General features: G+C 41.7%; 22 protein-coding genes and 1 pseudogene. 10 read left to right on the forward strand and 13 right to left on the reverse strand.

The genetic code is table 11. The features are described 5' to 3' along the window. Positions 1–49 precede the first annotated feature (49 nt). On the reverse strand, positions 50–1,354 hold the full coding sequence (locus tag CHX35_RS02775) for an NCS2 family permease (RefSeq protein WP_091833584.1): 1,305 nt from the start codon (positions 1,352–1,354) through the stop codon (positions 50–52). A gap of 219 nt (positions 1,355–1,573) precedes the next feature. Here CHX35_RS02775 and CHX35_RS02780 point away from each other — a divergent pair, with 219 nt between their 5' ends. Further along, positions 1,574–2,089: a DUF4064 domain-containing protein gene (locus CHX35_RS02780; RefSeq protein WP_176391839.1), complete on the forward strand. Its 516-nt coding sequence runs from the start codon at positions 1,574–1,576 to the stop codon at positions 2,087–2,089. Positions 2,090–2,095: 6 nt separating this feature from the next. Here CHX35_RS02780 and CHX35_RS02785 read toward each other — a convergent pair whose 3' ends face one another. Continuing rightward, on the reverse strand, positions 2,096–2,401 hold the full coding sequence (locus tag CHX35_RS02785; protein WP_091833591.1) for a HesB/YadR/YfhF family protein: 306 nt from the start codon (positions 2,399–2,401) through the stop codon (positions 2,096–2,098). 387 nt (positions 2,402–2,788) lie between these two features. On the opposite strand from CHX35_RS02785, the gene CHX35_RS17190 reads away from it, so the two are divergent. Next, complete coding sequence (locus CHX35_RS17190) at positions 2,789–3,004, forward strand: YhzD family protein (protein ID WP_140413532.1); 216 nt, start codon at positions 2,789–2,791, stop codon at positions 3,002–3,004. Between the two features lie 41 nt (positions 3,005–3,045). Here CHX35_RS17190 and CHX35_RS02795 read toward each other — a convergent pair whose 3' ends face one another. The 5 genes and pseudogenes from CHX35_RS02795 to CHX35_RS18080 form a co-directional block, all read right to left on the reverse strand. Beyond that, the gene (locus CHX35_RS02795) at positions 3,046–3,507 is read right to left on the reverse strand and encodes an OsmC family protein (RefSeq protein WP_091833595.1); all 462 of its coding nucleotides are present in this window, start codon (positions 3,505–3,507) and stop codon (positions 3,046–3,048) included. Positions 3,508–3,693: 186 nt separating this feature from the next. After that, positions 3,694–5,196, reverse strand: coding sequence for a carboxypeptidase M32 (locus CHX35_RS02800; RefSeq protein WP_425435290.1), 1,503 nt, complete (start codon positions 5,194–5,196; stop codon positions 3,694–3,696). Positions 5,197–5,824: 628 nt separating this feature from the next. Further along, positions 5,825–7,888 carry a thioredoxin domain-containing protein gene (locus tag CHX35_RS02810; protein ID WP_091833607.1) on the reverse strand — a complete coding sequence of 688 codons (2,064 nt, stop codon included), beginning with the start codon at positions 7,886–7,888 and terminating at the stop codon, positions 5,825–5,827. 202 nt (positions 7,889–8,090) lie between these two features. Further along, entirely contained in the window at positions 8,091–8,531 is a 441-nt protein-coding gene (locus CHX35_RS02815) for a hypothetical protein (protein WP_091833610.1), read from the reverse strand. A 989-nt stretch (positions 8,532–9,520) separates the two neighbouring features. Then, positions 9,521–9,679, reverse strand: a pseudogene (locus CHX35_RS18080) (transposase); the annotation flags it as partial. A 100-nt stretch (positions 9,680–9,779) separates the two neighbouring features. Here CHX35_RS18080 and CHX35_RS17205 point away from each other — a divergent pair. The 7 genes from CHX35_RS17205 (at position 9,780) to CHX35_RS02850 (ending at position 16,648) form a co-directional block, all read left to right on the forward strand. Then, positions 9,780–10,226, forward strand: coding sequence for a hypothetical protein (locus CHX35_RS17205; protein WP_140413534.1), 447 nt, complete (start codon positions 9,780–9,782; stop codon positions 10,224–10,226). Between the two features lie 728 nt (positions 10,227–10,954). Further along, positions 10,955–12,625: a GMC family oxidoreductase gene (locus CHX35_RS02825; protein WP_091833617.1), complete on the forward strand. Its 1,671-nt coding sequence runs from the start codon at positions 10,955–10,957 to the stop codon at positions 12,623–12,625. A gap of 272 nt (positions 12,626–12,897) precedes the next feature. Next, positions 12,898–13,389: a DM13 domain-containing protein gene (locus CHX35_RS02830; protein WP_091833622.1), complete on the forward strand. Its 492-nt coding sequence runs from the start codon at positions 12,898–12,900 to the stop codon at positions 13,387–13,389. A 21-nt stretch (positions 13,390–13,410) separates the two neighbouring features. After that, entirely contained in the window at positions 13,411–13,875 is a 465-nt protein-coding gene (locus tag CHX35_RS02835) for a DoxX family membrane protein (RefSeq protein ID WP_091833625.1), read from the forward strand. 116 nt (positions 13,876–13,991) lie between these two features. Beyond that, the gene (locus CHX35_RS02840; RefSeq protein WP_091833627.1) at positions 13,992–14,693 is read left to right on the forward strand and encodes a response regulator transcription factor; all 702 of its coding nucleotides are present in this window, start codon (positions 13,992–13,994) and stop codon (positions 14,691–14,693) included. Next, positions 14,680–15,714 carry a HAMP domain-containing sensor histidine kinase gene (locus CHX35_RS02845; RefSeq protein ID WP_176391840.1) on the forward strand — a complete coding sequence of 345 codons (1,035 nt, stop codon included), beginning with the start codon at positions 14,680–14,682 and terminating at the stop codon, positions 15,712–15,714. Before CHX35_RS02840 ends, CHX35_RS02845 begins: the two co-directional genes overlap by 14 nt. A gap of 250 nt (positions 15,715–15,964) precedes the next feature. Beyond that, complete coding sequence (locus tag CHX35_RS02850; RefSeq protein ID WP_091833634.1) at positions 15,965–16,648, forward strand: CPBP family intramembrane glutamic endopeptidase; 684 nt, start codon at positions 15,965–15,967, stop codon at positions 16,646–16,648. Between the two features lie 372 nt (positions 16,649–17,020). Here the strand turns inward: CHX35_RS02850 and CHX35_RS02855 are convergent, their stop codons facing one another. Then, positions 17,021–17,611, reverse strand: coding sequence for a hypothetical protein (locus tag CHX35_RS02855; RefSeq protein WP_140413535.1), 591 nt, complete (start codon positions 17,609–17,611; stop codon positions 17,021–17,023). Positions 17,612–17,848: 237 nt separating this feature from the next. Between CHX35_RS02855 and CHX35_RS02860 the strand changes: the two genes are divergently transcribed. Further along, a complete protein-coding gene (locus tag CHX35_RS02860; protein ID WP_176391841.1) occupies positions 17,849–18,859 on the forward strand; it encodes a reverse transcriptase domain-containing protein in 1,011 nt (336 codons plus the stop codon). Positions 18,860–19,174: 315 nt separating this feature from the next. Here CHX35_RS02860 and CHX35_RS02865 read toward each other — a convergent pair whose 3' ends face one another. The 5 genes from CHX35_RS02865 to CHX35_RS02880 form a co-directional block, all read right to left on the reverse strand. Beyond that, positions 19,175–20,140, reverse strand: coding sequence for a reverse transcriptase domain-containing protein (locus CHX35_RS02865; RefSeq protein ID WP_091833643.1), 966 nt, complete (start codon positions 20,138–20,140; stop codon positions 19,175–19,177). Positions 20,141–20,365: 225 nt separating this feature from the next. Next, positions 20,366–21,424 carry a suppressor of fused domain protein gene (locus CHX35_RS02870; protein WP_091833645.1) on the reverse strand — a complete coding sequence of 353 codons (1,059 nt, stop codon included), beginning with the start codon at positions 21,422–21,424 and terminating at the stop codon, positions 20,366–20,368. A gap of 142 nt (positions 21,425–21,566) precedes the next feature. Further along, entirely contained in the window at positions 21,567–21,734 is a 168-nt protein-coding gene (locus CHX35_RS17385) for a hypothetical protein (RefSeq protein ID WP_176391842.1), read from the reverse strand. Positions 21,735–21,766: 32 nt separating this feature from the next. Continuing rightward, positions 21,767–22,114, reverse strand: a complete 348-nt coding sequence (locus CHX35_RS02875; protein WP_091834437.1) for a YkgJ family cysteine cluster protein — start codon at positions 22,112–22,114, stop codon at positions 21,767–21,769. A gap of 139 nt (positions 22,115–22,253) precedes the next feature. Further along, positions 22,254–23,642, reverse strand: a complete 1,389-nt coding sequence (locus tag CHX35_RS02880) for an MATE family efflux transporter (protein WP_217895861.1) — start codon at positions 23,640–23,642, stop codon at positions 22,254–22,256. Positions 23,643–23,927: the final 285 nt, after the last annotated feature.

Consider the following 23,927-nt stretch of genomic DNA (forward strand, 5'->3'; position numbering starts at 1 on the left):
AACGCAAAAAGAGGCTGATTCCTGGGAATCAGCCTCTTTCACCCTCTTCTTAATGAGGAAGAAACGCCATTTGCAGGATAAATAAGATCATAAAGAGATATAAAAGTGGATGCACCTCACGCCCTTGTCCCCGCACGATTTTTAAGAGGGGGTAGGAAATAAAGCCAAAGGCAATCCCTGTAGCAATACTGAACGTGAGCGGCATACTTAACATGGTGATAAAGGCTGGGAAGGCCTCATCAAAGTCATTCCACTGTACCTTTGAAAGTCCTCCCATCATCAAACACCCGACGATGATAAGGGTAGGCGCTGTAATGGCTGGTAAGGCAGCGACTGCAGCCACCAATGGTTCAAAAAAAAGTGTCCCCATAAACAATAGGCTGACAACCACCGCAGTAAGCCCCGTACGCCCCCCCGTAGCCACTCCTGTCGATGACTCGATGTAGGCACTCGTTGGCGTTGTACCCATCACAGCCCCTGCCGTCATGCCTGCCGCATCAGCAACTAACGCTGAACGCATTCTGGGAAAAGTCCCATCTTTCATCAGCCCTGCTTGCTCAGCCACTCCAATCATTGTACCTGTGGTGTCAAATAAAGTAACTAGCAAAAATGCAAAAATGATCGCATATAACCCCTGATCAAACACCGCAGGCAAAGAGCTTATGGCTGCGCCAAAGGTAGGGGACATACTCGGTGGTAAGGTCAGCACCGTGGATGGCATATGAAAGAAACCAGCAATCCAAGCATACAGGCCAATCAATACCATTCCCACAAAAAATGCACCCGGAACCCGCAAGGTCATCAAGATCAAAGTGATGACCAATCCCCCTAAACTAAGAAGGGTCATCGGATGATGAAAATCACCCAAACCAACTAAGTTCACTTCGTCATTGACGATAATACCTGAAGATTTTAAGCCAATAAATGCAATGAACAACCCAATTCCTGCAGTAATCCCATATTTCAGGCTGGAAGGTATCGCATGGATGAGTGCTTCTCGAAACTTTGTAAAGGAGAGAAGTAAAAAGATAACCCCAGCAACAAATACAGCCCCCATGGCGGTTTCCCAACCAATTTTACTTTGACCGACGACGCTAAAAGCAAAGTACGCATTAAGTCCCATTCCCGGTGCGATGGCAATGGGATAATTAGCGAAAAGCCCCATGATTAAGGTACTGATCACTGAAGCTAATATTGTAGCCACAAAAACCGCACCAAAATCCATTCCCGCTTTACCCAGTATCGTTGGATTCACCACGACAATATACACCATGGTTAAAAACGTAGTTAATCCAGCCAAGATCTCCCGGGGAATGTTCGTTCCACGATCCACAAGACCAAATAAACGCTCCATAATACCCCTCCTACCCCCTTTAAAGACGAACATTAAAACAACCTCACGTCCATAATAATCGTTTTTATCATTTTTCTCAAGGATAAACTCAACGAGGAATGTTCCTTTAACAATAGTCTGACCGAACCTGTCACCATCATTCCCTTATCCTCATACCTTGATGTAGCATTCAACCGACAAATCCCTCCTATCACACAGATAGGAGGGATGCTGGGGGATATGGTACAACATTCAAAGTCGCTCGTTCATAATTGGCAACACGATCGCATAAGAACAATCATGGTTTTGAAAACCTATGTTACCGTTAAAGGGGAGAAGATGATGAACCGTACAAGTGAATTCGTTTTAGGTTTGATCGGTGGGATCCTTGGCGCCTGTTTAGCCATCTTGATGATCTTTGGGGCCTACATTAGCTCAACCCTCGTTGACTTCGAACAGTTTTCAGCGATCAATTCAAATATCATCTTAATTGAAGGTATTCTGCTCTTGCTCCTGTCAGGTGCCTCCATTCTTTATTCCATGCCCTCACGGATTCAGAAGAATCATGTATTAAGTGGGGTCATTCATCTCATTACAGGCATTCTTGGTTTTTGCCTCACATTTATTCTCTGGTTGCTCCCAGGAATTCTACTTATTATCTCTGGTGCACTCTGCCTTAGGAAATCGCGAACGAAAACCATCGGTGATGTCGCTTCAAGTACCACACCCCCGAAGGAACCCCCTTCACAAACATAAGGGCTGTTACACTGGATCTTCGATCTCATATAACAGTTCATCATCCTCGACATCATAATCGACGCGAAGGGAATTGCCATCAAGAAACCACAATTCGTCTTCCTCAATATAAAAGGTAATTCCCTCTACGATGGTCTTAATCCCTGGACGACGTGGCTTTTCCATTGTCAATCGCAGGGAGAATCCATGAGGATTCCTTCCAGATGAATGTGCATCATCATACCGTACATCAAAGCGAAGGGCATCCCCTTCTTTCAGGGATAGCTCCCTTTGAAACCACTGTAGAGCTCTTGCTGTCACCTCAATACTCATGGTAACCCTCCTTGGATCTTCCCTACCCATCCGTTTTCTTCTCACTTTACCCTAGCCACTCCCTCTCATCAAGAAAGATCAACAAAACATTTACATCCCATTAACCTATCATTCGTATAGAAACGTTAGATTGGTATCAACGGTAACCCCCTTACCGTATCCAGCATCTAGGTTCATTTTCTGTTTTAACAGAAAATGAACTTTTTTTTACGAGATTTAAACCCGGTCCGCGATAAGGGCCCCCCTCGCATGAATTCGGCCTTTTTGGTATGATGATAGAACGATGAATCGAGATGAGTATAGCGACCTTGTTCTCTCACATAGGAAATATTCATCCTCACACCTTATATTTGTCAACGATGACTTAACACAAGGGGGCTCCGATCCATGTATCATGTTACCGCCTACAGCAATGAAGGAAAGAAGCTCGTCGATCAACCCATCGAGGCACAAAATGATCATGAGGCCAAGGAGAAAGGATTTGCGATTCTAAAGGAAAAAGAAGCCGAAGGATTCGCTTATCGGATTCTCCACGACTCCGGTCGACTTGTTGATTTTACAAGTCAAAAGGGGAAAAGTGCCAAGAGCCAAGTAACCGAGTAACAAAAAAAGACCCAGGTATGTGGGTCTTTTTTTTTATGCTTTCAATCTCCATTTGATGATGCAATGACCACCGTAGCCTCAACAGCTAACGCCACATTTCCCCGCATGGCATTGGAGATCATACATCGCCTTTCTGCAGCTTCCGTAGCAGCTCTCGCTTCCTCCATTTGTTCCACATTGACACCCGAGTGAAGAATCACATGCGGTCGATGGGTCATCTTTTCGAAGATTTGGCCTGTCATCTCCACACTGACGACTCCGATCGTCTCAAGGGTCAGGCTCGATACGGGGATGTTCTTTCGCTCCAGCATAGCTGCTAGCGTAATCAAATAACACGTTGCCGCTGCACCAATCATCATTTCATCGGGATTTGTACCAATCCCCGGGCCCTTCATCACCTCTGGGATCGATATTTTCGTGTTAAGATTCCCAGCAGCAATGTGGCCCTCACCCGCTCTTCCTCCAAACCAATCCGCGGTAAGGCGAAATTCATGCTTAGGCATTCCAAGTCTTCCCTTCCTTCACGTGATGACCCGCATCATTTTCTTTATATTGTACATGATCACCGCCCTCATCATCGATTTTTAATTTCTACCTGATCAGGAAACAACTTTGAAGCAGTGATCAAAGGAGATCGCTTGTCGTCCTATAAAAAAAGAAGTGGGGCAAATCCCCCACCTCGTTATTGATTATACTCGGTATAAGTTTCCGAATTTCTCTTGTAAGTAAGCAATATAAGGCTTTACAGTGAGCGGAGATCCACTCGCTTTCTGTATCAGGTCTGAAGGTGAGTATTGCGAACCGTATTGATACAGGTTCTCCTTCAGCCATCCATGTAACGAACCAAATTCACCATTTCGAATCTGATTGGGGATACTCGGATTTGCACGCAAGGCCGCATCATAAAATTGTGCGGAGAGAATATTTCCTAACGTATAGCCTTGGAATGCCCCACCGATATAACCAGCATACCAGTGAACATCTTGAAGTACACCATTTTCATCCCTTGGGTCAAATACTCCCAAATCACTCTTATACCGTGCACGCCAAGCTTCTGGCAGGTCTTTTACCGCTAGTTTTCCTTCGAGAAGATCCAACTCCAGATCGAACCGAATCATCACATGAAGATTATAGGTTAACTCATCGGCATCGGTACGAATCAATGAAGGTTCTACTTTATTGATCGCGCGATAAAAGGAATCTAACGGAACATTTCCAAGCTGTTCCTTAAAGGTCGCTTGCAATTTCGGATAATAATGCTCCCAAAATCCATAGCTACGACCGACAAGATTCTCCCAAAGACGTGATTGGCTTTCATGGACACCTGAAGAAGCGCCTTCTGCTAAGGGAGTGCCTTCAAAGTCCATCGAAATTCCTTGTTCATACAAAGCATGACCGGTCTCATGAATGGTAGAGAAAAGGGCTTCCGTCAAGTTATTCTCTTTCACCCGTGTGGTAATGCGAACATCGCCAAGAGAAAATTTGGTCATAAAAGGATGATGGGTTTTATCGAGTCGTCCGCGATCAAAGTCATATCCCATTTGCTTAATCACCTGAAGACCAAATTCCCACTGGTCCTTTTCGGGAAAATGCTTCATTACGCAAGAATCATCAATCGCCCCTTGCTCTGCCACCTTCTTTACCAAGGGAACTAACTGGTTACGTAAATCCGCAAATAAGGGACGTACAGTCGCTACTGTCATTCCCTCATCGGATTCATCGATTAAGGGATCCGCAATATGGTCATGCGGGAAGAACTCAGCATATTGCCGACTAAAATCAAGGGTTTTTTCTAAGTGATTTTGCACTTTTGAAAAATCGTTCGCTGGGCGAGCTTCTACCCAAGCATGGTACGTATCCGTAAAATGACTCATCATCTTTGCCATAAAGGAAGCCGGCACCCGAAGGTCCTTCTCATATTGACGACGAGCCACACGAATCAATGAGGCATCAAAGGAATCCGCTGGCAAACTTTTTTCATAGGAGGATAATTCATCAAGAAGACGGCCAATTTTGGGATCCGTTCTCTTTTCATGCGTAATCTTCCCCATCAATCCCAACTGTCGTCCCCTAGCTGCCGCACCATTCTTCGGCATAAAGGTCGATTGATCCCAATTTAACAATGCACCAATGTTCCATAAGTCGTAAGCTTCCGATAAATGTCGCTTTAACTCGTTTAGTTTATCTTGCAAAAACATCGCCCCCCTACAGTAATAACACTATGTATATCACTACAAGTTTACTCCTTCCAAAATGGAAGAGCAACGCTTTTAATTATAATAAAAAAGGGGTCTTCCCTGTTAAGGAAGACCCCTTTTCAAGCAGCTTACCAGCAACCGCCGCCCCAGCCGCCGCAGCCGCCACCATAGCCGCCGCCACCGCCGCCGCCGCCATAACCACCATCAAATACACAGAAGATCGTAGCGATCACTAACAAGAAGAGTAATAAACGTCTAAGACCCCAGCCACCCCAACCGCAATTTCCGTAAGAGTTTCCAGCCCCACAATTTCCACTCATGGACAATTCCTCCTATCGCGTTTTCCGTAACAGAATACGTAGGAGGCTTCCTTATCGAAAGGGACGAGTACCCCCTTTCAATCGCCTGTTTTGCCATATTGATAGGGAATTGTCTACTGTCTCTATCTCCGCTAAGGTATAACGGCCCCTTTTCGAAACCACTCGCCAGCGAAAATGAGGGAGACCACAATCTGTAAAACAGCCCTTCCCTTACGCCCTTTTCGCCATCCAATTTGAATTTTTCTTCCCCCATTTTTTTTAGGGAACTCCTATCAAGTGACAAGAGGGAGTAGGCAGACCAGCTATCTCCCAATGAGTCGTCCCTCCAGTTCAGATAAGGAAGTCATAGGGCGTTCACATGCATATTGTTGACAAATATACGCCGTTGCCTGTTCGACAAGCGGAAGTTGTTCGGTGGTGTGGGGAAGGATGTGAGCAATTTCATCCTTTAACTCTTCTGATTGATAGAGAAGGATCGCATTTGGCAAAAACGCTTCTTGAACCAGTCGGAGCATCTTTTTTGTGGTTGCATCCTTCGCTTTGCTCGAAATCACAACCTCCATGGGGTTTGCAAAAGTAAATTGAACCGCCATCAACGTAAAGGTATATGCCATGGGAGCATTGCTCATCGTCTTGGCAAAGGCGGATAGTTGCCTTTGTGCCCGTCGATCCCAGGCTGGATCCGCCGTGATCCGCGCCAATCGCAGAAGATTTAGCGTCGCTACACCATTGCCTGAGGGCATTGCACCATCCGTGGTCTCCTTGGTACGGGTTAATAATTGTTCACTATCGCCTCCGGTAAAAAAGAGACCCCCTTCCTCCTCATCAGCAAACAAAGCGAGCATCTCCTCTGATCGCTTCAAGGCTTTCTGTATATACTGCGGTTGGAATGTCGCCTCGTAAAGCTCAATCAATCCCCAGGAAAGTAAAGCGTAATCATCGAGATAGGCTAAAATTCCAGCTTCCCCATCCCGCCAACGAGCGAGCAGGCGCCCATCTTCCCGCACAAGTTTTTGCTCAATAAAGGTGAGGGACCTGATCGCTGCTTCAGCGTATTTTTCTTCACCAAGCACTCGCGCTCCCTTTGCCAAAGCCGCAATCATCAAACCATTCCATGCGGTGAGCACCTTATCATCTTTATGGGGACGAAGACGCCCTTCCCGAACATCAAATAGCCTTTTTCGTCCTTCTTCCAAGCGGGTACTTAGCTCCTCTTCTGTCATATTAAACTGACTCACCAAGGATGCCATCGATTGGCCAATCCGATTGGGGATACTCTTGCCCTCGAAGTTCCCATCCTCTCGGATATCATAGCAACGGCAAAAAAACTCACCCTCCACCTCGCCCAGTACTTGTTTCACTTCCATCGGGGTCCAGACATAAAATTTCCCTTCGACTCCTTCTGAATCCGCATCCTCTGCGGAATAAAAACCACCCTCAGGCGCCGTCATATCCCGCAGGACATAGGTGAAAATTTCTCTAGCAGTCTGGGCGTAGGTCTCCTTCTTCGTTGCTTGATACGCCTCTAAATATGTATAAGCTAATAGCGCATTATCATACAGCATCTTCTCAAAGTGCGGCACTTGCCATTTCTCATCCACTGCATAGCGGGCAAAGCCATAGCCAATATGGTCATAGATTCCCCCTTGCCTCATCCCTTCAAGGGTCTTCTCCACCATGCTCAATGCCTTGGAATCCTTATGAGTCAGCCAATAGCGTAGGAGAAACATCAGATCATGGGAACGAGGAAATTTAGGAGCTCCACCAAATCCACCCCATTGTTCATCGAAGGTAGAGGCGAACTCATGATAGGCTTCCGCAAGAACCTCCTCCGCCCACTCCCCTTGCTCTGAATGTAGCAACTGTGTCTGAAGCGCTTGGGTAATTTTCTCCCCGGCATTCTCTGCTTGTTCGCGCTCATCTTTCCACACCTGTGCAACCCGATGCAAGATATCCATCAACCCAGGCTGACCATAACGCGGGGTTTTTGGAAAATACGTCCCTGCAAAAAAAGGCTTTTGCTCCGGTGTTAGGATCACTGTCAACGGCCATCCACCATGGCCCGTGAGTGCCTGACAAACGGTCATATACAGATGATCTACATCAGGACGCTCCTCCCGATCCACCTTAATCGGAACATACCACTCGTTAAGTAGATAGGCCACTTCTTCATCTTCAAAGGATTCTTTCTCCATGACATGACACCAATGGCAGGTTGAGTAACCAATCGATAAAAAAACGGGCTTATCTTCTTTCTTCGCTTTTTCAAAGGCCGCATCTCCCCAAGGGTACCAATCCACTGGATTGTATGCATGTTGGAGCAGGTAAGGGGACTTTTCCTTGATCAATCGGTTCGGTTCAGTCATTGGATTTCCCCCTCTCGTTAATGTTTGGTTTATCTTAACATAGTACAATTTTACCCAAAATGATGGATGAAATCGCCTTACCCCACTATGAATTCGTTTCTACCTCCGTGGTATTCTTCGATCGGTTCACACCCCAACACTCTACACAAGATAAGATGATTTATTTGCCCCTGCAAAAATTACGTTAGTGACAATAACGTACTCATTTCTTGATGTGTTCCCTTCCCTCTCCCAATAATCGTAGAAACAATTCATCAAGCAACCAATATAAGAAAGCAATAAAATTCAAAGGAATGAATAGATAAAAAAAGAATGCAGAATCAAATACCTCAAAACCAACGCCTCCCTTAACGATAAATATAGGAGAGATAAGTATTAAAATACTTGAGAACCCGATGTGAATAAGCAACGATACTAACCATCGATATCGATAGCTTCTTGATACAAAATCAGAATATATAGAAACAGGCAGTGCATATAGAAACAAAACAGGGGCTGAAAAAAAGAGAAAAGCTATAAAAATGGAAACTCGTGTTGAGAATGTAGATAGTATTGATTCATTAGCAAATAAAGAAATATATAAGGATGTAATAAAAACCATACAAATAGTAACTAATAATTTTCTTAATGTTATTTTTTTCATTTACGTCCCTCCTTCATTATCTTATTAAATTTATCTATTACAAATTCCAATTTGATTTACAGATTGTTAAGTTTGTTTTTCCCTTCCAAAAAGCGTTAAGGGTTATCTGCTTTTCTTCATTTATAAAAAGAACTATTTGGTTCACACTCCAATACTGTACACAAATACAATCTACTATTTATTTCTTTAAAAATTGCACTAATCACACAAAAACACTCACTTTTTAGTTTATTTTCTCCTCCTGTCCCATAATCGTATAAAAAATTCATCAACTAACCAGTATAGAAAGGCAATAAAATTAAAGTAAGTATATTCATATAAAAATATTTTATAATCAAATGTATAATAATTAATTGCTTCCTTGGAAAAAAGTATAGGAGATATGAGTAATAAAATACTTGAGAACCCGATGTGAATAAGTAACGATACTAGCCATCGATATCGATAGCTTCTTGATACAAAATCAGAATATATAGAAACAGGCAATGCATATAGAAACAAAAAAGGAGATGAAAAAAAGAGAAAAGCTATAAAAATGGAAACCCGCGTTCCAAATCCAGCGAGTAATCCTTCCCAAGGAATGATAGAAATATATAGTGATGTAATAAAAACCATACAAATAGTAACTAATAATTTTCGTTTAATAACTTTTTTCATATATCCTCCCGTTATTATCCAATTGATCAAATCATCTAAACAAGTGCCCATTTGAATGATACCTAATACCATACTTCTTCAATACAGAAGAGATATATGAGAAGACAGGCGTGTTGATTAGCCTGTTTTTGGAAGCTGAAAACGGAGAGAATACAGGCAATCGAATAGAGCACGGAGCCATTCCGCTGGAAGATGGGACATGCATAAACTACGCATAAACTCGAGCATCGAAGTGGTTTGAAATCGTTTAGGTTTCTGCCAATAGTAGAGCATATGGATGAGAACATAGGCAATACAAGCACCGAGAAGTTACCCATAGACTGCATTTTGTGTCCAAACAGCGTTTTCACATTCAAATGTTGTTTAATCCAGCGGAAAAAGAGTTCTATGGACCAGCGGACCTTATATAAATCAGCCACCATCTGCGGGGTGAACGCTAGTAGATTAGTGATAACATGAATGATCAACACGCCTGTGTTCTTGAAGTTCATAAACGCTGGTACGCTTTTTTTGCATTTGTTTAATAATTAGATGCCAGCACACGCAAATGTATCACCTTATGCATCTACTAGAAGACAAAGGGGTGATTTTATGAGTAGATTTTCAGTCGATGTGAGAAAGATAATATTAAATTTAAGGCAAAGGCGTGTTGCTTGTCCTGATGGTGGATGTAACCCATTCAGAGAAAGTTGTGGTGGTGAGCCATGTTATTGTATATTTTTTTTCTGTATGGGCCCGGCTTCTATAGTATCTAATGCTGATGTTGCATTCTTTCGTAACCGTGCAGGAGGAATAGGTACTGTTTTAAAACCAAGTAAGTTTCTTCAGTATATACTTTTTACCAGCACATCAGAAGGTAAGATTATACAAACAGTATTTCGATTCCCTAATTTTAGGAACGAGAATAAAAGAAGAGCCTTTATTCAGACTACACGCAATGGAAAATTAGTAAATATAACAGTGCCATTTGATAGAAACGGTAGGCCTATCTCTCCTAATAATAATGCAAATTCTTCTGGATGTTCCTGCGGAAAGTAATCTTCCCTTGTATAATAATATCTAAGACAATAACACATCACGTTAGTTGTGTGTGTTCTTAACAGGCGTGGTCAAAAAGAATGGTATCTGGTTTCATGAAAGAAGTCTCCTTTGTTTTGGGTTTGGAGTTTGAAAGCTACTCATCCATTATAAACAAAGAGACTTCTTTTTTAGTTATTGTTTTCAATATTTATGCATCGATTGCACGCCGTAATTTCCAAGAGGGCCATGTAGTTTTTCGTTCACTCCACCTGGAATATACTGCCTAATCAACACGCCTGATGAGAAGAGTGTTCTATAACGTTCAACTGCTCAATGTATTGACAATTCTATTTCTGGTAAGGTTTTGTGTGATAACTCTATCCTTACCACAAATTGTCCTTCGATTTATATACTTTTTCTTAAACACAGCGACTGACTAGTAACAATTGCAAAATACAGCTAAAGAGCATGGACTCCCTTCTGGTATGGGAAATCCCTGCTTTTTTAGCCAATCGTTGCTATCACAATCCACGTTTTTTTAATGATTTTGGGTAGGCATGGATGATGAGAATGATAGAAAGTCAATGGTAACTACGTCAACGAAGGCCCACCGTACAAGAGGTAACCCGCCTATCGTACTGCACATTACACCCCTCGGTTCTACCCCCTCACCCATCACTCCTCTATCAGCGAATACACAAACCTTATTTGTAGCATCGCAATACATTAAGGAAGGGGGTGTTACGATGATCCGTGTGGATTATATTATTATCGGTGCGGGCACTGCTGGGGGAGCACTCGCGAAAAAATTGACGGATAACCCCTCGACTTCCGTTCTCGTACTCGAAGCAGGTACCAACCTCACGACGGAAACGATTAATCCTGCCTTACTCTTTACTTATAAAAATTTTACTAATAATCGGTTTCTATACAATATATTTTCGCCGGAATCGCCGGTCATCGACCGACAATTAGCCTATTGGAGTGGACGTTTAATCGGAGGCAGTTCACAGATCAATGCGATGTATGCGGTACGCGGGAGCAGAGCCTTGTATGATCGCTGGGCACAACGAGTTGGACCCCAATGGAGTTATAATCGTCTATTGCCATTGTTTAAAGAAATGGAAACCTATACAGGAAAAACACAAAATCCCTTTCAGCGCGGTAGGCATGGTCCCTTATATGTCAGACAAGAAAATTTACCTAACAAAGGAACCATCGCTAATGTCTTTACAACTGCCATTCATAACGTGACGGGTGCCCCAATAGTCGAAGATTATAATACCGGGATTAGTCAATGTACGTTTACTAAATCGCAACTGACCCAGCGGCAAGTAGGAAACCTCTTTCTTCGCTCAAGTACCGCCACCGCTTATTTAAATCGCAACATCGTCACACAAAGCAATCCATTTAACCCAATCGAACGAGGCATTCGTCGCCAACTTCTAATCTTTGGAAAATCAACCGTTAACAAAGTGTTGCTCCGAAAAAGGAAAGGAAAAATCGTGGCCACCGGTGTTCAATTTGTTCAGAATGGCCACTCACAAACGGCATTTGCTAGAAAAGGAGTGATCGTATCTGCAGGCATCTGGTCCCCGATTGTTCTTCAACGTTCCGGGATTGGAGGAAGACAAGATCTCCTTCGTGCAGGAATTAAACCCATCGTAGTCAATGAGAATGTCGGACGAAATATGCAGTCTCAATACCGAATCGCCATGGGAATTGAAGTAGAAACCAGTCGCCTCTTACAAGTAAATAATGCGGACCCCGTCGCCCCGTATGTATTCGGTGCATTTTTAAATAAACGAAAAAACACCAGTCGAAAACTACAGTTATTTAGCCTACCCAGGGCGATTCTCATTCCGCAAGAAGAGGTGAAATTAAACAATTGGGACTTTAATTCCGCGAAGCCAACGAATGTGATGAGTATTGCACTTGTCAATCTCGATCCCGGAAGAGAAAACTCTGCAATCGTTGCGCACAGCGATCCAGAGGCCTATCCAGAAGTTCGATTTAATCCTCTTCAAAATCAAGCAGAAGTCGCCTTTGTTGTGCAATCCTATCTCGAAGTGTATCGCGTCCTTCAGGAGGCGAGAAAGTTGGATCCCGGAGGCATATATAAAGCCGTGTTCCCACCTGAGAAAGTCTTTCAAATCAATGACCCTGTTGAAAAAAGCAAACAACTTCTGCAGTATGCAAATGCTTCCCTCTGCAGCTTTTATCACTATGCTGGTCAATGTAGAATGAGTCGAAGCAAAGCAACAGGGGTCGTGGATCAAAACCTGAATGTTTATGGGGTGAACCATTTAAAAGTGGTTGACCTCTCCGTCGCACCGATCATCCCTGACGGAAATACGTGTATCCCCTCTATCATGATCGGGCTCAAGGCATTTCAAATCATTAAAAGTGGGAGGTAATCCAGGGAACCAATCCTGACTTTCTTTACCTATTCAAAAAGTCGTCATTTCTCTTAACGACCCGTAATTTCTGGGTTGTCACGAGAATTGGACGACTATTTTTGTATGCCATTCACGGTTTAATCATTTGCAATGTCCTTTTCTTACTTCTGGGAGGGTGTTATCTAAGGTTTAGGATTCAATTAAGAACTAATTAAGAATTAGATCAATGTTAGGTAAATTCGATCTGATATCGTATGAGCTGTATTCAACAACCAAAGGAGTGACCCTTTATGAAGACAAAAGTAGGATTACTTGTTTTAATGCTAACTTTTTCAGGTGTTATGGCAGCGTGTGGAAATGACACTGATATGAGCAATGCGGATGCGAAAAAATCAACCAAGACAGAAATGACAAGTAAGATGGAGAATTCAAAGGATGAGGACATGGAGATGAAAAAGGATGAGGACATGGAGATGAAATCGGAATCCTCCATGATGACCGGGGAATTTCACGGTAAAAATAAGAAAATGGTTTCCGGTATGGTGAAGTTCAGTAAGGATCAATTAATGTTAAGTGATTTTAAAACATCGAAAGGGCCAGACCTCCACGTGTACTTAACCAAAGGTGGCGATGTTTCGATGGGTAAGTCGTTAGGAGCCGTTGATTTGAAGATGGATGAACAAAGCTTTTCATTAAAAGGGATGAACCCCGATGATTACGATACCGTGGTCATTTATTGTGATAAAGCCCATGTATCATTTGGTGAAGCAAAACTAATGTGACTACAATGAGAGGAGTCTCTCATGAACAAGTGGAATTGGATGGGTCGCATTCTCATGCCATTGATTCGAATAGGGCTGGGTATCAGTTGGCTAAAAGAAGGCATTTTTAAGATACAAGCGCAATTTACCATGGTGGGCCTTACCGATGCAGTGGTTCATAATACCGTTTCCCCACCTTGGTTTAAAGCGTTCATGCTTCAATTTGTCGAGCCGAACACCGCTTTATTTAATTTCATCATCCCATGGGGAGAGATATGTGTCGGTTTAGGTTTAATCACAGGCATCCTCACTTTCCCTGCGCTCTTAAGCGCCATTTTCATGAATTTGAATTACTGGCTAGCCAACATGATCTACATTTATCCAATTCAGTTAATGTCAGCGACCCTTTTAATATGGAGTGTAAAGCAAGCCAACTCCTTTACCATCCAAAGCCTTTATGAATATGGGCGAAACCGATGGAGAAAATTAAAGGTTCTGGGAAGTTAACAACCACCCTATCTTCTCTTACCCACAAGTACGTAACAGGTCCATTTCTCGATGGGCCTGTTACGTACTTGTATCAACGCTGGCTTCTGATACGATAGAAAAAAGGGGTGTCGCTCATGGATGATACCATATTAATTGTAGATGACGAACCAACCATCCTTGATGTGGCAAAGCGTTATCTTGAAAAGGAAAACTTCAAGGTATTACTTGCTTCGGATGGAAAAGAAGCCTTTCGCCTATGTCAAAACCATGAAATTAGTCTAATTGTGACGGATATCATGATGCCTGAAGTGGATGGATATGATTTTATTTTGCAAGTGCTCGATATGGATAAAGAAATCCCCTTTTTATTTATCAGTGCCAAAACCCAAGAAAAGGATCGCCTGTATTCATTAACGCTTGGGGCGGAGGATTTTATCACGAAACCCTTCAGCCCGCGTGAATTGGTGTTACGTATTAAGAATATCTTACGTCGTATAAATAAAAATACCAGTAAAGTACTCAATCGGGGCCCATTAACCATTCAATATGATAAACGGGCAGCTACTCTCTATGGTGAACCACTCGATCTAAAGTTAAAGGAATTTGAATTGTTGTGGGTATTGGCCTTGGATATGGAAAGAGTGTATTCGAAGTCAGAGCTCTATGAGAAGGTTTGGGGTGCTGACTATTATGGTGATGCCAATACCTTAAGTGTTCATATTCATCGTTTGCGCGAAAAGCTTGAAAGAATATCCGCTGAGCGACCCCACCCGGTGATTAAGACCATTTGGGGACTTGGTTATAAGATGGAGGTCAATGAGGTTGAAATTACGTAATTTAATCCTTGCATCTTATGCCTTTGCACTTATTCTAGTCATGACAATCGTCTTTTTTAGTGTAAAATATATGATCTTTCAAACTGAAATCGCTTATATTGTCTCGTTAATCATGTTGGTCGCTTGCACCATTGCGTTCTTTTTTAGTTATTTGCTTTTTCTACCTACACTTCGTTCGATAACGAAGTTAAGTAAGCATAGCAATCAACTGGCCCGAGGTCATTTTGAGCCCATTGCCAATATTCGTTCACCGAAGGAATTAGCGGAGCTTGCCCGGGACTTTAATTACATGACCGAACGACTAGCAGAGTCCTTTGCCCAGATTAAAAAATCCGAAGATGAAAAGAACACGATGATTTCTCAGCTATCCCACGATATCCAAACACCCATCACTTCCATAAAGTCTCAGATTGATGCCATCATGGATGATATGGTAAGTGGCGATGAGAAGCTTTTGTATCTTGAATCCATACAAAACCAAGCCATGCGGTTAAGTCAGTTGTCCACTGAATTACTAGACCTTACGGTTACCCAAGAAAGAAAAAAACAAAAACCAACAAGTAAAAAAGTATGGATTGATAAAACCTTAGTCGCTGCATTAAACAGCTTTCAAGTGCAAATCAAACTGGAAGATCGCCCCATCGAGATTGATTTAGATGATGAGGTACTGTTTGTCTGCTCGGACGAAGAAGGAGTCAATCGCATTTTTTACAATTTGATTGCCAATGCTCTAAAATACTCGCCACCTGGTACTCCCATCAAGGTAAAGGGAAAGAGTACCGGTGATGTTATTCAAATATCGATTCAAGATTTTGGCATCGGCATATCCGAAGAAGAACAAACGCATATTTTTGAACGACTGTATCGCGTGGATAAATCAAGAAATCAGAAATACGGCGGGACTGGACTCGGACTGTATATTTCACAGGAGATTGTCAAAACACTTGGCGGAAATATCGAGGTAGAAAGTTCGTTAGGTCACGGAAGCACCTTTACAGTCAACCTTCCCATCAAACATTAGGTAACGGGGATGAAGAAAAGACCCAATCGGCTTTATCCTGTTAGGGTGGTTATCTCTTCTACCCGTATGGGCATATTACTTCGAACCAGTTAAAGCCTCAAAGGACCTCATCCCCTCCCTTCAGGGGGTTATCACGGTGGATTTTTCATATTATTATGTAAAGTGGCATTCTCCAAAGCCTGAAGTGCCCATTCAAGGGGGGAAATATCCCAAATCGCATTCCAATCCAGAGAAAGCAGAGGTGGGGTAATTGATTAAAAAGATCAGCATATGGCTCTTCGTTATCATTGTGGGGTTCCTCTTCTATGTACTGTCTCAAATACCCTTTCAGATGGGTTTTCTAGGAGGGTTTCGTGGTAGCAACCTGACCCTGATTGCCTTGATTCAAGCCGTGTGCATCATTTCACTTCTATATGTTGGGCTCCGCTGTTTGAAACTGCGTTTTCGAGACATAGGCTGGACCGCACACAACTGGAAAAAAGACGCGCTCTTAGGCGCTATCGTCGCCATTTGTTGGGCCATTGTACAATTTGCTTGGATTTTTCCCCATACAGGCGGTGCAGAACGTGCGGATATCAAAGGAATTTTAACGATGTTAGAACACGACTGGCACAATATTTTATGGTATCTTCCCCTTGGAGTCATTGGCGGTGCACTCACTGAAGAATTGTATAACCGGGGCTTCTTTATCGGTGCCCTCAGTGCTTCGTTTAACCATTCACGCGTTGTTGTCTACCTATCTGCTATTCTCTCCATTATATTTTTTTCCGCTGGACACTTACCCTCCAACCTGGTCGAATGGATCGACCTTCTCATCCCAAGCACAGCCTACGCCCTACTCTACCTGTACACAAAACGATTGACCGCATCCATGGTGGCACATGGACTATGGAATACGCTCGCTGTTACATTGATCATTCTATTTTATTCTTGATAACAGAGGGGGGTAAATTCAACCGATCCACTTCCAGCAAAACTGTGAGACTGTTCCCAAACATCAATGCAACATATACCCTATCCATATTTAATTAAAAAAGATAATCCCTAGAAGATATCTTCTAGGGATTATCTTTTTTATCATGCATTGAACACCCTAACTTGTTACTCCACACGAACCCCTACAAAACCGTACTAACTCTTCATCCCACTACGTTCATTTAATTATTGCAAGAACGATTTGGCATAACTACTGTGATGACAGCCTGTGGTCAAGATTATTGATATTAAAAAGGGCAGGATCATTTAATCCTGCACTTTTCAGTGAATTATTCCTTTGAGTTATTGAAGTTAAAGAGGATGCCGTAGTTTAGTCAATAATCATAGTATTTTTCGGCATGATCTCTCTTATTTCATTAAGATTACTCCACTCCTTTTGATTAGACAAACAATAGATACCGTCACAATCATAATCAAACCACATAATCGTTGATTCTTCTTCCATGAGTATCGATAGATTTTTTCTCTTAGGTTCGTAATTAAATTTTAAAGTATTGAGGAATGACCATACAACAAATTGATTTGCTAGCGCTATCCTAGCAGCGATTGGAAAAATCACCTTTACATGATCTTCATTTTGTAGCCATATATCATAATATTTATATCGCCAATTCACTGTATGCGTACAATATTTAATGTCTTGCACAGTAAGCACCTCATCCAATTCATCATAATCAGATCGATGCGCATCTATTATGAGGTTTATCGGGTATTTTTTTTGCTCGATACATATATCCTCCGCAACATCTTCCGTATTATTACTATTAATAGAGACAAGACAACTAACATCACCTATTAATTCAAAAAAATCATTAGTAATCCTCTTAATGTCTTTTATCCAATAAACCTCTATTTCACGCATTAAAAATCCCCCATTCCACTTTTCATCCCACTCCGTCATCTAAAACTACCACGACGGACATCCCTTACCTAGGGATCGATCGCCATTTTGTTTATCTATCTGCTGTCATTGGTCTGTACAATAACAAAGTGATACCCTAGTGCATTTCACAGCGTAATTATATGGCTCGATTAGCCAAAATTCAACTCGGTCCCTATCATCCAATCCGTTAGTATGTCTACTACATATAGTAGAGATAAACATTAATTCGGGATTCAAAGAGGAGTGGATGATAGGGTGACCAATCGTTTATCGTGCCCAAGGAACGAAATTAATTTATTAAATATACCCCAGTCCTATGTTTGGAAAGCGTATTATCAAGCGAAACTAACAAAAAAAATAGCAGTAGGAATTGATGGGAAAACACTGAGGGATTTTCAGTCTGATTTGAACAGTAATATTTGTCGACTATGGAGGAACCTTTCTTCTGGTAATTACCAGCCGCCCCTTTATAGAAGAGTTACTATATTGAAAAATGGAAAAAGTAGAGTTTTAGGAAATCCTACTGTATCCGACTATCTTGCGCAACTAGCGGTCCGCCTGTATCTAAGAGAGAAGCTTAAATCCGTTTTCCACCGTGGGTTGTTTATTGGTGAAGAGCACAATTATTCTAAAGTTGTGAAGATAGCCGTAGCATCTGTTCATCGGCACTGTCAGATGCGCGACTGGGTACTTCGTCTTGATATAAAAGATTTTTCTAACTCCATTAACCAACAATTGCTTTTACAAATGACAAGTAGGCATGTGAATTCAAAATGGATGATATTACTAAATCGATGGCTGAATAATCCGCAAATCGATCATAAGGGCGTTCGTTATCATCATACAAAGGGGGTTTTAGCAGGACCAAGTATTCACCATCTATTGACGGATCTCTACTTACATCACGCATTTGATGACTGGATGAAAATTAACTTTGCGCATATCCCTTTTGAAAGATATGGGGATGACATGGTTTGTCATTGTTTAAGTAAGATGCAGGCAGAAAAACTATTTTCACAAACCAGAAAAAGACTAAGTAAGTATCATTTGATGGTAAATAGCGATAAATCAAAGATTGTATACTGTAAAGACGGTAAAAGGAGAGGTAATTATATTCATACAACTTTTGATTATTTAAAGTATAGATTTGAAGCCAGGAGAGTAACGACGCGTAAAGGAACCAAAAAGCTTATTTTCTCACCAGGCAGAAGCTCTGGTACGAAACGCAGAAGAAAAAAAGGTTCTAGTGCAAAAAGAAGGAAATAAGCGTACCATCTTCCTTCTTATAGAAGGTGAATACGTTGCATCTGAAACTTATTCAACGACAGAGGTCCCTTGGGGTCGAATCTGTCGTTTTTATTGCGCCTGGCACACGAACCTTCTATAGGGGTTTGGATGCAATAGGAGCAGCACACAAAAAAGAGAAATGTGCTTTATATTAGGCTTCCAGTTCCTCCAAGCCACCTATACTACTTAACTTCGGGCCTCAGAAAAGCACGCACAAGCTAAAAAACGACAGATCCCTCATCGGGGACTCGTCGCTGGAAAAGGGTTCTTTATTGAATGGGATTGATTTTATCCTCATTGTTTTTTGAACTTTAACGGGAAAAATACCACCTTCGATATCCCTTTCCGTGTCGTTACTTTCCTTGCTTGAAATCTGTACTTCAAAAAATTAAAGTGCGTATTGGGATATGTGCCCGTTCTTCTACCATCCTTACAATATATAATTTTTGTTTTATCGTTATTCAGAGTCAATTGATATCGTCTTAGTCGTTGATCTATCCTTCTCAATAGCTGCTGGGCTTGTTGCTCATTTTTGCAATGACAAAGAATATCATCCCCATATCTCTCAAAAGGGATATGCGCAAAGTTAATTTTCATCCAATGATCAAACGCGTAATGTAAGTAGAGATCACCCAATAAATTACCGATACTAGTGCCAGGTACAATCCCTTTTGTTCTTTCAAATTGAAAACTTTTCCTATCAATTTGCCAATTTTTTAACCAGCGATTAATTAGTACAACCCACTGTGGATCTAAATGGATACTTATCATTTGTAAAAGCCGTTGCTGATTAATGGAATACCCAAATTTCCTTAGATCCAGACGTAGTACCCAGTCATATTTTTGGCATTTTTTATGAGCGGATGCTACAGCCAATACGACGGACCGGTAGTATTTTTGCGATTTTACAGGATACATTTCATTATAGAATATCGATCCGATTTTATCCTTTAGATAAAGGCGAACGGCAAATTGTGCGATAGAATCGGATACTGTAGGGATCGCCATGACTCTAATTTTCCCATTAAAATCGATAGTCTCCCGTACAAAAGGAGGTGGATGATAATTTCCAGAGGAAAGTTTTCTCCATATCTTGTACATATTCTTGTTCCAATTGGATTGGAATTCTTCAATGGTTATTCCATCGATCCCTACTATATTTCTCTCTTTCGTAAGATAATATGCTTTTTTAACATAGATTTTAGGTATATTAAAATAATAATTACTTTTTTCTGTATCCGTTACATGATGATTGATCATTCTATCATCTACTCCCCTTGCTTGATCTCTAAATCAGAGCTTCACCACCAGTGTATGTAGTAGATGAACAAGCGGGTTAGACAATTGAGTTACTATAGGAAAAATGTGTGATTCGAATCGTAGAGTCGTTCACTAGAGTCCATCAACGAATGGATATCTCAATATCTCAATTCCTGTAGAGAAGTGTAGCGTCCGATATAGCGGTTTACTTATTGCTTCCCTTGTTTAACCAATCACTTCAATAACTTCACCCTCGTGGTTCTTGATATATGACTTGATAATTTTAAATTGAATTCCTTTGAACTCTGGTAAATCAAACGTACTTTCTTTGGGAATCAAATAGTGAAGAAAGGAGTCAAAGCATTGTGGTTCCATTTTCACTTGCAAAATCCCATCACGCACTTCAACCGCATTCTTTTCTGCGGGTAGAAACTTCACGTACTGATCCTCACATTGTAGCCAAAGGCTCTTTCCTTTTGGAAGACGTCCTTTAATCACTTGAGCAATCGTTCCCACTTTGTAAGCTCCAAGTGTGACTTCGTATGTGGAATTCCCAAAGAACTTTCTCTGTTTCTTCCATTTCATTGAATCCACAATCAGGGCGGCTGTGCTGGAACCATCCTTCTCAATGCCCTGACGGACTGCATGTTTTACCTCATCGTGCTCCATGAGGGACGTACGAGAAATGTCCGTCATATAGCGTGGGAGGTAAGGAAGCAATAAATCCATCACATTCTGACTATTCCAAGCTTTGATTGCCGTTTCCTCATCCAACGTAATCCCTACGATCTGAAGAAATGCTAGCCGACCATTGGGAGTATTAATTGGCTTTAACTCAGGGTCATCAACAAAGGTGATCGCCTGGATTTCCGTTTCTTCATCGACCACAATGGGTCCATTCAGGTTCATATGATGGCCTACCTCAAACACGTTTCCAGAAGAAAACACATACCGAGCAAGGTTGTTCAAAAAATGGCTGACCCACATTGGCGGTTCGGAATGCACCGCCTCTTTCTTCAACCGAAAGGTGAATTCAAAACCATACCCACTGACCGCTGGATTTTCGCTCTCCTTCTCAAACAACTCAGAAAAGCCATAGGTTACATAATGCCAGTGGGGGATAGGCTCGATACGCTCATAAACACTAATGCCATTTAACGGCTCGTCTCCCCCTAGAGAATAGGGAATCATCGGCGCGTAGTGCTTAGGCTCATCCTCAGGGTAGATTGTTTTCAACGCTGCATCAATCGCGTCCCAGCCAACCGTTTTTTCTTCTTTATTCATGGGTGATGTCCTCCCTGGTGTATCACAATGATTTTCTACTAATTATACAACTTGCCTTTGTCTGGTGATATCAATAATACTTTGGAATGGTTACTAGGAACGCTCTGCACTCCACTCATGTTTTCTCTCAATCCGCATTATCCTAGCGAACTGAATTAATCTCGTTATTTGCCTCCTTCACAGCATTTTCGATGCAGGCTTGCATCTGACCCTCAGGAATCTCAAATGTTATTCCTCTTTTCATCATCCCCACTTCCTTCCGGTACAAAATCAATTCAGCATCGCTCACTTCATAAAAAAGGAGCGCCATATCTAAGGCGCCCCTTTTCTCAGTTTTAAAACTTACTCAAAGTGTTCCCACTTGAAATCGACAGAAAGAATACCTGCTGGTTCTTCCTTCGGACTCCAATGTTCCTTTTTTACCGCTTCTGGTTTACGGAAACAAACCAGGTTGGCATAATGACCAAATGCATCACAAATTGCTGGCCTTGCTGAGTAAATCCCACACTTATCGTTATCCTGATCATAAAAAATGCATGTCCCATAAAAACGCTGCTGGTTTTTAAGTTCATTCCGCATTTTCACAGGCATCGATTTAATTTTCTTCTTAATTTTCTTCACTTCAGGTCCTGTAATTGGAACCGGACCACAGCATGCTCCCCTACAACCCTTGCATGGCAATTCCACAATCAATCTCCTCCATTATGGATGAGTTTCACTCATGCGTTACTATATCAAACTGTTGCTCGCTTAGCATCCCCTTATCCCATTTTTAATAGATTCCTGCTTAGAGAAGCGATGGTATAGAGAAAAAGAGAAATCCATCGAGTTATTGCCCATCCGTTACAACCGCTCCACTCTTGATGTTACTTTGGCTATCGAGTCGCCTCATCTCCATCCATATCATGGTTCCAGAGATGGCAAAAGCGACGAAATCAGCGACCGGACCTGCATATAAAATCCCATCCACTTTAAAGTAAAGAGGGAGGATCAACAACGCAGGAATGAAAACTAGCACCTGCCTACATAGACTGACGAGCATGGCCTTAGGCGCCTGGCCAATGGCCTGAAAGTAACCCGCTCCAACAATTTGCATACCGATCAACGGTAATAAGAAAAGATAGACGATCATGAAGTGACTTCCAAATTGAATAAGTTCTTGACTGTCGTTGTTAAAAATAGCAACCAATTCTTCGGAAAATAACCTGGTTACAATATAAGCGGTGACCGTTATAAATGTCGATATGATTAGGGCGTATTTTAGTGTATCTTTTACCCTAGTATAACTCTTTCCTCCATAGTTATAACCGATAATCGGTTGAATACCCTGATTGATCCCCATAATCGGCATCGTAATCAAGATTTGAATACTTCCTACAATCCCCATCGCAGAGATCGCGATGTCACCACCATATTTTGCAAGACTATTATTCGCCAACACGGTGACGATACTTTGCACCAACTGCATTAAAAAAGGCGCCGCCCCTAACGCTAGGATCTTACCAAATACGGCGACATCCGGTTTGAAATAGTTGGCCCGAAACTTTAGCACACTCTTATTACTAAAGAAATGAGCGACGATAAAGATCGTTGCTATGGCCTGTGCCACAATCGTGGCTAACGCAGCACCCATCATTCCCCATTTTAGAATGTAAATAAAGATCGGTGCTGTGAAAATATTGAGTATGGGTCCGATTAACATCGTTGTCATCGATTTTTTCGGGTTACCCTCTGCCCTGATAAATTGGTTTAACCCAAAACCCACGAGTACAAGAATGGTTCCCGACTGAAAGACCATCATATAATCCTTCGCATAGGGCAACACGTCACTACTTGCACCATAGAATTTCAATATCGGTGTCAGAAAGATCCACCCGATTGTGGTAATTAAAATTGAGACACCAATCAACAAAATGAGTGATTGTGCCATAATCTTTTCGGCTTCATCCTGTTTCTTAGCACCTAACCTCAGCGAAACTAACGAGGAGCCACCCACTCCAATTAATGTTCCAAATGCCCAAATCAATAACATGACAGGCAGACAAATCGTAATTCCCGCAATTCCTAGGGTTCCAATCGCGCTATTTCCAATATAAATTCGGTCGATCACATTATAGAGAGCACCGACCAACATCGCTATAATAGCAGGAATCGAAAACTGAAGAATTAGCTTATAAACCTTTTCTTCACCCAATCTCTTTGTCTGTTCCATTTTCATTCATTCTCCTCTTAGTTTAATAGTCAACAAAAAAATACAGCCAAGTATGAAGTTGGGTAGTTTCCTTTTTTTACTTCGTGTATAAAAAGATTCGGGATCCATTATTAAATCCCTTTCTCTTTTTCGCATTATTTTGATTGTAAATTTATTTTTAAGAGTGACACTACACGATCCCTATACAAAATACAATTCATACATTGTATCCTTCATGATTGATTTTATTTATTGTGTCGCTCGACGTCCTTGACAATAAAATTGGCTAGGATTTACAATTGACTTGTTAAT

Source organism: Marininema halotolerans (assembly GCF_900116235.1).
GTDB classification, from domain to species: domain Bacteria; phylum Bacillota; class Bacilli; order Thermoactinomycetales; family DSM-45169; genus Marininema; species Marininema halotolerans.

What these genes read in the sequence shown, in the direction of transcription:
- CHX35_RS02775 (WP_091833584.1), bottom strand. Translation starts at nt 1,354, where the DNA reads ATGGAGCGTTTATTTGGTCTTGTGGATCGTGGAACGAACATTCCCCGG.
- CHX35_RS02780 (WP_176391839.1), top strand. Translation starts at nt 1,574, where the DNA reads ATGGTACAACATTCAAAGTCGCTCGTTCATAATTGGCAACACGATCGC.
- CHX35_RS02785 (WP_091833591.1), bottom strand. Translation starts at nt 2,401, where the DNA reads ATGAGTATTGAGGTGACAGCAAGAGCTCTACAGTGGTTTCAAAGGGAG.
- CHX35_RS17190 (WP_140413532.1), top strand. Translation starts at nt 2,789, where the DNA reads ATGTATCATGTTACCGCCTACAGCAATGAAGGAAAGAAGCTCGTCGAT.
- CHX35_RS02795 (WP_091833595.1), bottom strand. Translation starts at nt 3,507, where the DNA reads ATGCCTAAGCATGAATTTCGCCTTACCGCGGATTGGTTTGGAGGAAGA.
- CHX35_RS02810 (WP_091833607.1), bottom strand. Translation starts at nt 7,888, where the DNA reads ATGACTGAACCGAACCGATTGATCAAGGAAAAGTCCCCTTACCTGCTC.
- CHX35_RS02815 (WP_091833610.1), bottom strand. Translation starts at nt 8,531, where the DNA reads ATGAAAAAAATAACATTAAGAAAATTATTAGTTACTATTTGTATGGTT.
- CHX35_RS17205 (WP_140413534.1), top strand. Translation starts at nt 9,780, where the DNA reads ATGAGTAGATTTTCAGTCGATGTGAGAAAGATAATATTAAATTTAAGG.
- CHX35_RS02825 (WP_091833617.1), top strand. Translation starts at nt 10,955, where the DNA reads ATGATCCGTGTGGATTATATTATTATCGGTGCGGGCACTGCTGGGGGA.
- CHX35_RS02830 (WP_091833622.1), top strand. Translation starts at nt 12,898, where the DNA reads ATGAAGACAAAAGTAGGATTACTTGTTTTAATGCTAACTTTTTCAGGT.
- CHX35_RS02835 (WP_091833625.1), top strand. Translation starts at nt 13,411, where the DNA reads ATGAACAAGTGGAATTGGATGGGTCGCATTCTCATGCCATTGATTCGA.
- CHX35_RS02840 (WP_091833627.1), top strand. Translation starts at nt 13,992, where the DNA reads ATGGATGATACCATATTAATTGTAGATGACGAACCAACCATCCTTGAT.
- CHX35_RS02855 (WP_140413535.1), bottom strand. Translation starts at nt 17,611, where the DNA reads ATGACGGAGTGGGATGAAAAGTGGAATGGGGGATTTTTAATGCGTGAA.
- CHX35_RS02865 (WP_091833643.1), bottom strand. Translation starts at nt 20,140, where the DNA reads ATGATCAATCATCATGTAACGGATACAGAAAAAAGTAATTATTATTTT.
- CHX35_RS02870 (WP_091833645.1), bottom strand. Translation starts at nt 21,424, where the DNA reads ATGAATAAAGAAGAAAAAACGGTTGGCTGGGACGCGATTGATGCAGCG.
- CHX35_RS17385 (WP_176391842.1), bottom strand. Translation starts at nt 21,734, where the DNA reads ATGGCGCTCCTTTTTTATGAAGTGAGCGATGCTGAATTGATTTTGTAC.
- CHX35_RS02880 (WP_217895861.1), bottom strand. Translation starts at nt 23,642, where the DNA reads ATGAAAATGGAACAGACAAAGAGATTGGGTGAAGAAAAGGTTTATAAG.